This window comes from Exiguobacterium sp. s57 (assembly GCF_018617685.1).
Taxonomy (GTDB): domain Bacteria; phylum Bacillota; class Bacilli; order Exiguobacteriales; family Exiguobacteriaceae; genus Exiguobacterium; species Exiguobacterium marinum.
Map to the genome: position 1 here is coordinate 12,487 of NZ_JACSKR010000010.1, position 5,894 is coordinate 18,380.

Consider the following 5,894-nt stretch of genomic DNA (forward strand, 5'->3'; position numbering starts at 1 on the left):
CTCCACTTTCTTTTTTTTACACTTTTTTAGGCCTGGAGTTGTACCCAAGTCCGGCTGAAGGGGACGGACTCGAAATCCGTTAGGAGTCGCAAGGCTCGCGTGGGTTCGAATCCCACCAACTCCGCTTTCAATCGGGCATCTGCAGAGGCAGATGCATTTTTTGTATCCACAGACATAGGAGCTGTGGATTTTTTTATGCACAAAAAAAGAAGGATTACGCTTTGGCTAGCGCAATCCTTCGATCGATTATCTAACTTTTGCTTCGCGAGCAACCGTTAATTGCTTTTCAATTTTTTCAAGGATGAGTTCAACTGAGTCTGGGTCGTTGATGAGGTCATACTCTTCGATTGAGAGGCGTAATACCGGACACAGGTTGAAGTTATTGATCCATTCTGTGTAGCGTGCGTACATTTCTTCCCAATAAGCGATTGGTGTTTGTTGCTCCATCTCGCGACCGCGCATTTGGATGCGTTCGAGTACTTGTTCGAACGAACCTTCAAGGTAGATCAATAGGTCCGGGTGTGGGAAGAAGGGTGTTAATACCATAGCCTCGAACAAACTTGAATACGTTTCATAGTCTGTTGGCGACATCGTTCCTTTTTCATAATGCATTTTTGCGAAGATGCCTGTGTCTTCATAGATTGAACGGTCTTGAATGAAGCCCCCGCCGTATTGGAAGATTTTCTTCTGTTCTTTGAAGCGTTCAGCTAGGAAGTAAATTTGAAGATGGAAGCTCCACCGCTCGAAATCATGATAGAATTTATCGAGGTAAGGGTTTGTATCTACTTTTTCGAGGGACGTTCGGAAGTTTAATGCACCGGCTAACGAATTGGTGATCGTTGATTTCCCGATCCCAACCATTCCACCGATTGTAATGATTGTATCGTTCGGGATGTTGTATTTATCAATCAGCTTCATTTTGTATGGGCTCCTTTAGTTAATTCTAGTTCACGCTCAATCGTTTTCAGGACATGAGTCAAATCGTCCGGATTGTGTACAAAGTCGAGTTCATCCCCACTGAACGAGAGGATTTTCACTTCTGGATGGGCCGCGCGATACGATTCAACGAACGTCTCATAGTCGTGAGCAAGTTGTTCAAGATAGTCGCGAGACATATTTTCTTCCACTTCACGTCCGCGCAAGGCGACTCGTTTCATGAGTGTCTCAATGCTGGCGTGTAGGTAAATGACGACATCAGGTTTCGGCATATCATGTGTCAAAATCTTATAAATCTGCTCGTATTTATTCAAATGCGCTGGTTTCAGCGAACGATGAGCAAAAATCAAGTTTTTGAAAATATGATAGTCCGAAACGACGGATTGCTGCTGACTCAAGTGGTGTTTGTGAATATCATCCAACTGCTTGAATCGATTGCATAAGAAGAACATTTCCGTTTGGAAACTCCATTCTTCGATATCTTCATAAAACTTGCCGAGAAATGGGTTTTCTTCTACAATTTCATTCAGCATCTGCATCGAGAAATGCTGACTGATGATATGGGCCAGTGATGTTTTCCCGACACCAATCGGTCCTTCTACCGTTATAAACATATGATGTCATCCTCCATTATCCAAAGTGCAAGTTCCATTCTAGCACACAATACGAGTGATATGGCGAGGGATTTGATTTTCATTTTTTTTCATAATGCTTAATAAGAAATGAGGTGAATCGATGGAGCGTGATAAGCGATTTATGCAGTTGGCCATCGAAGAAGCAAAGAAAGCAGAAGCCATTGGTGAAGTACCAATCGGTTGTGTGATTGTAAAAGGAGATGAGGTGATTGCGATCGGGCACAACCGTCGTGAGACAGATCGATTGGCTTCGGCACACGCCGAGATGATTGCAATCGAAACGGCAAACGAAACGTTAAGGAATTGGCGATTAGAAGATTGCGAGTTATATGTTACCCTTGAACCATGTCCGATGTGTTCGGGAGCCATCGTATTATCCCGAATCAAGCGTGTCATCTTCGGGGCCTATGACCCAAAAGGCGGATGCTGTGGAACGTTAATGAATTTAGTACAGGATGACCGATTTAATCATCAAGCTGAAGTAACGGGAAATGTTTTAGCAGAAGAATGTGGCCAACTCCTCACAGATTTCTTCCGAGCGCTTCGAGAGAGGAAGAAACAAGAACGACTCGATCAGAGAGGTTGCAACCCAATCGATTAAACAGTATAATGTAATAGCACTCGAGATAGTGCATAACTTCATTTACCCATTTGCCGTGCTAGGTGGGGAGGTAGCGGTGCCCTGTCACTCGCAATCCGCTATAGCGAGACTGAATCCCGATTCGAGGGAGCGCGTTGGTGTGGTCTGCCTTATGTAAGTGGCGTTGACGTCTGAGTCCTGCGCAACGGTCACCCATGAACCAGGTCAGGTCCGGAAGGAAGCAGCCTTAAGTGGTGACGTACCGTGTGCCGCAGGGGTGCTTGGGCTGAGCAAACTGCATGAGTAACGCATGTTGATGCGCTTTCAGAAATCGGTGCGCGGCAGATTTATTTTATAACTTCAATCTATGGCCCCAGGGCTGTAGATTTTTTTGTATGATGAGATAGAGAAGAACAGTTAGGGAAGGAGGCGAACTCATGGCGTATCAAGCGTTATATCGGGTATACAGACCTCAGTCGTTTCAGGAGGTCGTCGGTCAAGTCCATATCACACGCACGATTCAAAATGCTTTATTAGAGGAACGCATGTCACATGCATATCTGTTTTCCGGTCCGCGTGGAACGGGGAAGACGAGTTTGGCGAAAATCATTGCTAAGGCCATCAACTGTGAAAGTGCGCCGACACGTGAACCATGTAATACCTGTCCGACGTGTATCGCCATCACGGAAGGTACGAGTCCGGACGTATTCGAAATCGATGCCGCATCGAATAACGGGGTTGATGAGATTCGGGAGATTCGAGATAAAGTCAAATACCCGCCGTCGCAAGGTCGTTATAAAGTATACATCATTGATGAAGTGCATATGCTATCGACCGGTGCGTTCAATGCGCTGTTAAAAACGCTCGAAGAACCGCCGGCACATGCGATTTTCATTTTGGCAACGACAGAACCTCATAAAATTCCGGCAACGATTATTTCTCGCTGTCAGCGATTTGATGTCAAACGACATGAAGTGAGTCAACTTCAAACACGAATGGCATATATCTTGAATGATCAGAATCATGACTATGATCCGGAAGCATTGAAGTTGATTGCACGTGCTGCCGACGGAGGCATGCGAGATGCTCTTAGCTTGCTCGATCAAGCGCTCGCATTTAGTGATGGTCGGTTGACGGAAGAAGCGGTGTTGGAAGTGACGGGTGCTGTGACGGACGAAATGCTACTTGAAATGGCATATGGTCTACAGCGGAAAGAATTGAATTCGATTTTGAGTACCCTTGAAATGATGTTGCGTGAAGGGAAAGACTTAAAACGCTTTATCGAAGACTTGGTGTTCGTTCATCGGGATGCATTACTTTTGAAAGCATCTCCGCAAGCTGCTGATTTATTAGAACGGGCGCGTCCGACGGATGAGTTTCGTCAATTTGTCGAAGCGACGTCAACGGACGAATTGTTCCAAGTGATTGAAGAGCTCAATGATTGCCAACAACAGATGAGGTTATCGAACCATCCAAAAGTATTGGTGGAATTAACGTTCATTCGTATCGCGGAACAAGGTCGGACAATCAGTGAACAAATGACACAATTACAAGATCAAGTGCGTGAGTTAAGTCGCGAGTTGAATGAAGTGAAGAAAAATGGTGTAACTACCGTAGCAAGCGAAGAAGTGAAGAAACCGACCCCGAAACGAACTCAAATCCGAGTGCCGAAAGAACGGATTCGCCAACTCTTGCAACGGGCCGAACGTCAACACTTGAATGCGATTCGCGACAGCTGGGGAGACATCATGACGAATATTCGGATACAGGATGGTCCGATTTTCGCACTCTTCTATGAAAGTGAGGCTGTCCTTTGTGCAAGTGACACCTTACTGGTACAATTTAAAGATGGAATGACATGGCATTATGAACAAGTGAGTTCAAATGGTCGTACACGTGATGTGATTGAACAGGCACTATTCGAAGTCACGGGGATTCGTCGTGAAATCATGGCGGTGCTTGAAACGGATTGGAATGAATTGAAGAATGAGTTCATCCTTCAAAAACAAGCAGAACGAACAGAACAAGTCGAAGAACCGGAAACTGAAGATCCGTTAGTTGCACAAGCGATGGAACGATTTGGCGATGTCGTTGAAATTGAAGAGACATAAGGGAGGCGCTCTGAATGCGTGGAATGGGAAATATGAATAACATGATGAAACAAATGCAAAAAATGCAAAAAGATATGGCGAAAGCTCAAGAAGAATTGAAAGATATGTCCGTTGAGGGAACTGCAGGAGGCGGCATGGTGAAAGTTGTCGTAAGCGGTCATAAAGAAGTCTTAGATGTCATCATTGCAGAAGACGTCGTCGATCCGGACGACGTTGATATGCTACAAGACCTTGTCTTAGCAGCGATTAATGATGCGATGAAGCAAGCGGATCAACTTGTGAATGACAAGATGGGACGTTTCACACAAGGGATGAATCTCCCAGGCTTTTAAGTGAAGAAAGGATCGATGCGAGTTGCAATACCCTGAAGCCATTGGGCGATTGATTGAGAGTTTTACGAAGTTACCTGGGATTGGTCCGAAAACCGCGGTGCGTTTAGCGTTTCATATTTTAGATATGGAAGAAGACGATGTGTTAACATTTGCAAAGGCTCTCGTCAGTGCGAAACGGGATATTAAATATTGCACCGTATGTGGTCATATTACAGATGTGGATCCATGCGCAATTTGTAAAGACTCACATCGGGATGAGACAGTAGTTTGTGTGGTCCAAGACTCAAGAGACGTAATTGCGATGGAGAAGATGAGAGAGTACAGAGGGAAGTATCATGTTCTCCATGGAGCTATTAGTCCAATGGAAGGAATTGGCCCAGAGGATATTAACGTTTCAAGCTTGCTGACACGCTTGCAAGAGAATGAAGCGATTCAAGAAGTGATTTTAGCAACCAATCCAAACATTGAAGGGGAAGCGACCTCGATGTATTTATCGCGACTACTTAAACCGACGGGGATTCGCGTGACGCGTCTTGCACATGGTTTGCCGGTTGGTGGAGATTTAGAGTATGCGGATGAAGTAACGTTGTCTCGGGCGATGGAAGGTAGAAGAGAACTATGAATTGGTTTCGTAAGTCGTTAAGAGATGACTACGATCAGCGACTACTGACTGAGTTACTAGAAGCAAAGGCTAAGTTTGAATCGAAACGTCGAATGCTTGAAGTCAGCATTGAAGACACGGGAGAGTTAGCTGCCCAGGTAAAACAAGCTGAAACTCTTTACTTCTTTTATTTGAAAGAAGCGAAAAAGCGAAACGTGTCTTTATCATCCCTCCGTTCATAAGGCGAAGCCAGTGGCTCGCCTTTTTTGTATCTTTACAGTGAGAGAATGCTCACACTCCCAAGCGGAGAGCAAACGGGAAGTGGCTCGCGCTTCGGACGAAAGAGGATGAATTCGGAATTTTGAACTTCAAAGTAAAACGTAGATAGGAATAGTTGAATTTTAGCCTTATATAATGAAGAAAAAAATAAGCGCAAAATAACTTGAATGCATGTTTATAAAAAAAATAATCTTTTTTATAAAAAAGGTTGCGCACTTAATGTTTTATTGATATATTAATAGACGTCGCCGAGATAAGCGATAAGAAATAAAAAATATTTTAAAAAATGGTTGACGTTTTGTCACTCGCTTGATAAGATGTTTAAGTCGCCAAGAGCGGCAGACGAACTTTGAAAACTGAACGATGAGGCAAAAATAAGTTTTACAATTTTTGAATGAAGCGCAAGCTTCGTCAATTTAA

General features: G+C 44.2%; 7 protein-coding genes, 1 tRNA gene and 1 other RNA gene. 7 read left to right on the forward strand and 2 right to left on the reverse strand.

Annotated features, from left to right (window positions below):
- The first annotated feature begins 34 nt into the window (after window positions 1-34).
- Window positions 35-124, forward strand: a tRNA-Ser gene (locus tag KNO98_RS14485).
- Between the two features lie 122 nt (window positions 125-246).
- Here KNO98_RS14485 and KNO98_RS14490 read toward each other — a convergent pair.
- Window positions 247-918 carry a deoxynucleoside kinase gene (locus tag KNO98_RS14490; RefSeq protein WP_251129580.1) on the reverse strand — a complete coding sequence of 224 codons (672 nt, stop codon included), beginning with the start codon at window positions 916-918 and terminating at the stop codon, window positions 247-249.
- Window positions 915-1,550, reverse strand: coding sequence for a deoxynucleoside kinase (locus KNO98_RS14495; protein WP_026824757.1), 636 nt, complete (start codon window positions 1,548-1,550; stop codon window positions 915-917). The genes KNO98_RS14490 and KNO98_RS14495 overlap by 4 nt, the downstream gene beginning before the upstream one ends.
- Before the next feature lie 121 nt (window positions 1,551-1,671).
- Here KNO98_RS14495 and tadA point away from each other — a divergent pair, with 121 nt between their 5' ends.
- The 6 genes from tadA (at window position 1,672) to KNO98_RS14525 (ending at window position 5,437) form a co-directional block, all read left to right on the forward strand.
- On the forward strand, window positions 1,672-2,172 hold the full coding sequence (tadA, locus tag KNO98_RS14500; protein ID WP_214701511.1) for a tRNA adenosine(34) deaminase TadA: 501 nt from the start codon (window positions 1,672-1,674) through the stop codon (window positions 2,170-2,172).
- 53 nt (window positions 2,173-2,225) lie between these two features.
- Window positions 2,226-2,493, forward strand: an RNA gene (gene ffs, locus KNO98_RS14505) — signal recognition particle sRNA large type.
- A 95-nt stretch (window positions 2,494-2,588) separates the two neighbouring features.
- Window positions 2,589-4,262 carry a DNA polymerase III subunit gamma/tau gene (gene dnaX, locus KNO98_RS14510; protein WP_214701512.1) on the forward strand — a complete coding sequence of 558 codons (1,674 nt, stop codon included), beginning with the start codon at window positions 2,589-2,591 and terminating at the stop codon, window positions 4,260-4,262.
- 14 nt (window positions 4,263-4,276) lie between these two features.
- Window positions 4,277-4,594: a YbaB/EbfC family nucleoid-associated protein gene (locus KNO98_RS14515; RefSeq protein WP_026824760.1), complete on the forward strand. Its 318-nt coding sequence runs from the start codon at window positions 4,277-4,279 to the stop codon at window positions 4,592-4,594.
- 22 nt (window positions 4,595-4,616) lie between these two features.
- Window positions 4,617-5,216, forward strand: coding sequence for a recombination mediator RecR (recR, locus tag KNO98_RS14520; protein ID WP_026824761.1), 600 nt, complete (start codon window positions 4,617-4,619; stop codon window positions 5,214-5,216).
- The gene (locus KNO98_RS14525; RefSeq protein ID WP_026824762.1) at window positions 5,213-5,437 is read left to right on the forward strand and encodes a YaaL family protein; all 225 of its coding nucleotides are present in this window, start codon (window positions 5,213-5,215) and stop codon (window positions 5,435-5,437) included. Before recR ends, KNO98_RS14525 begins: the two co-directional genes overlap by 4 nt.
- The last annotated feature ends 457 nt before the right edge of the window (window positions 5,438-5,894 follow it).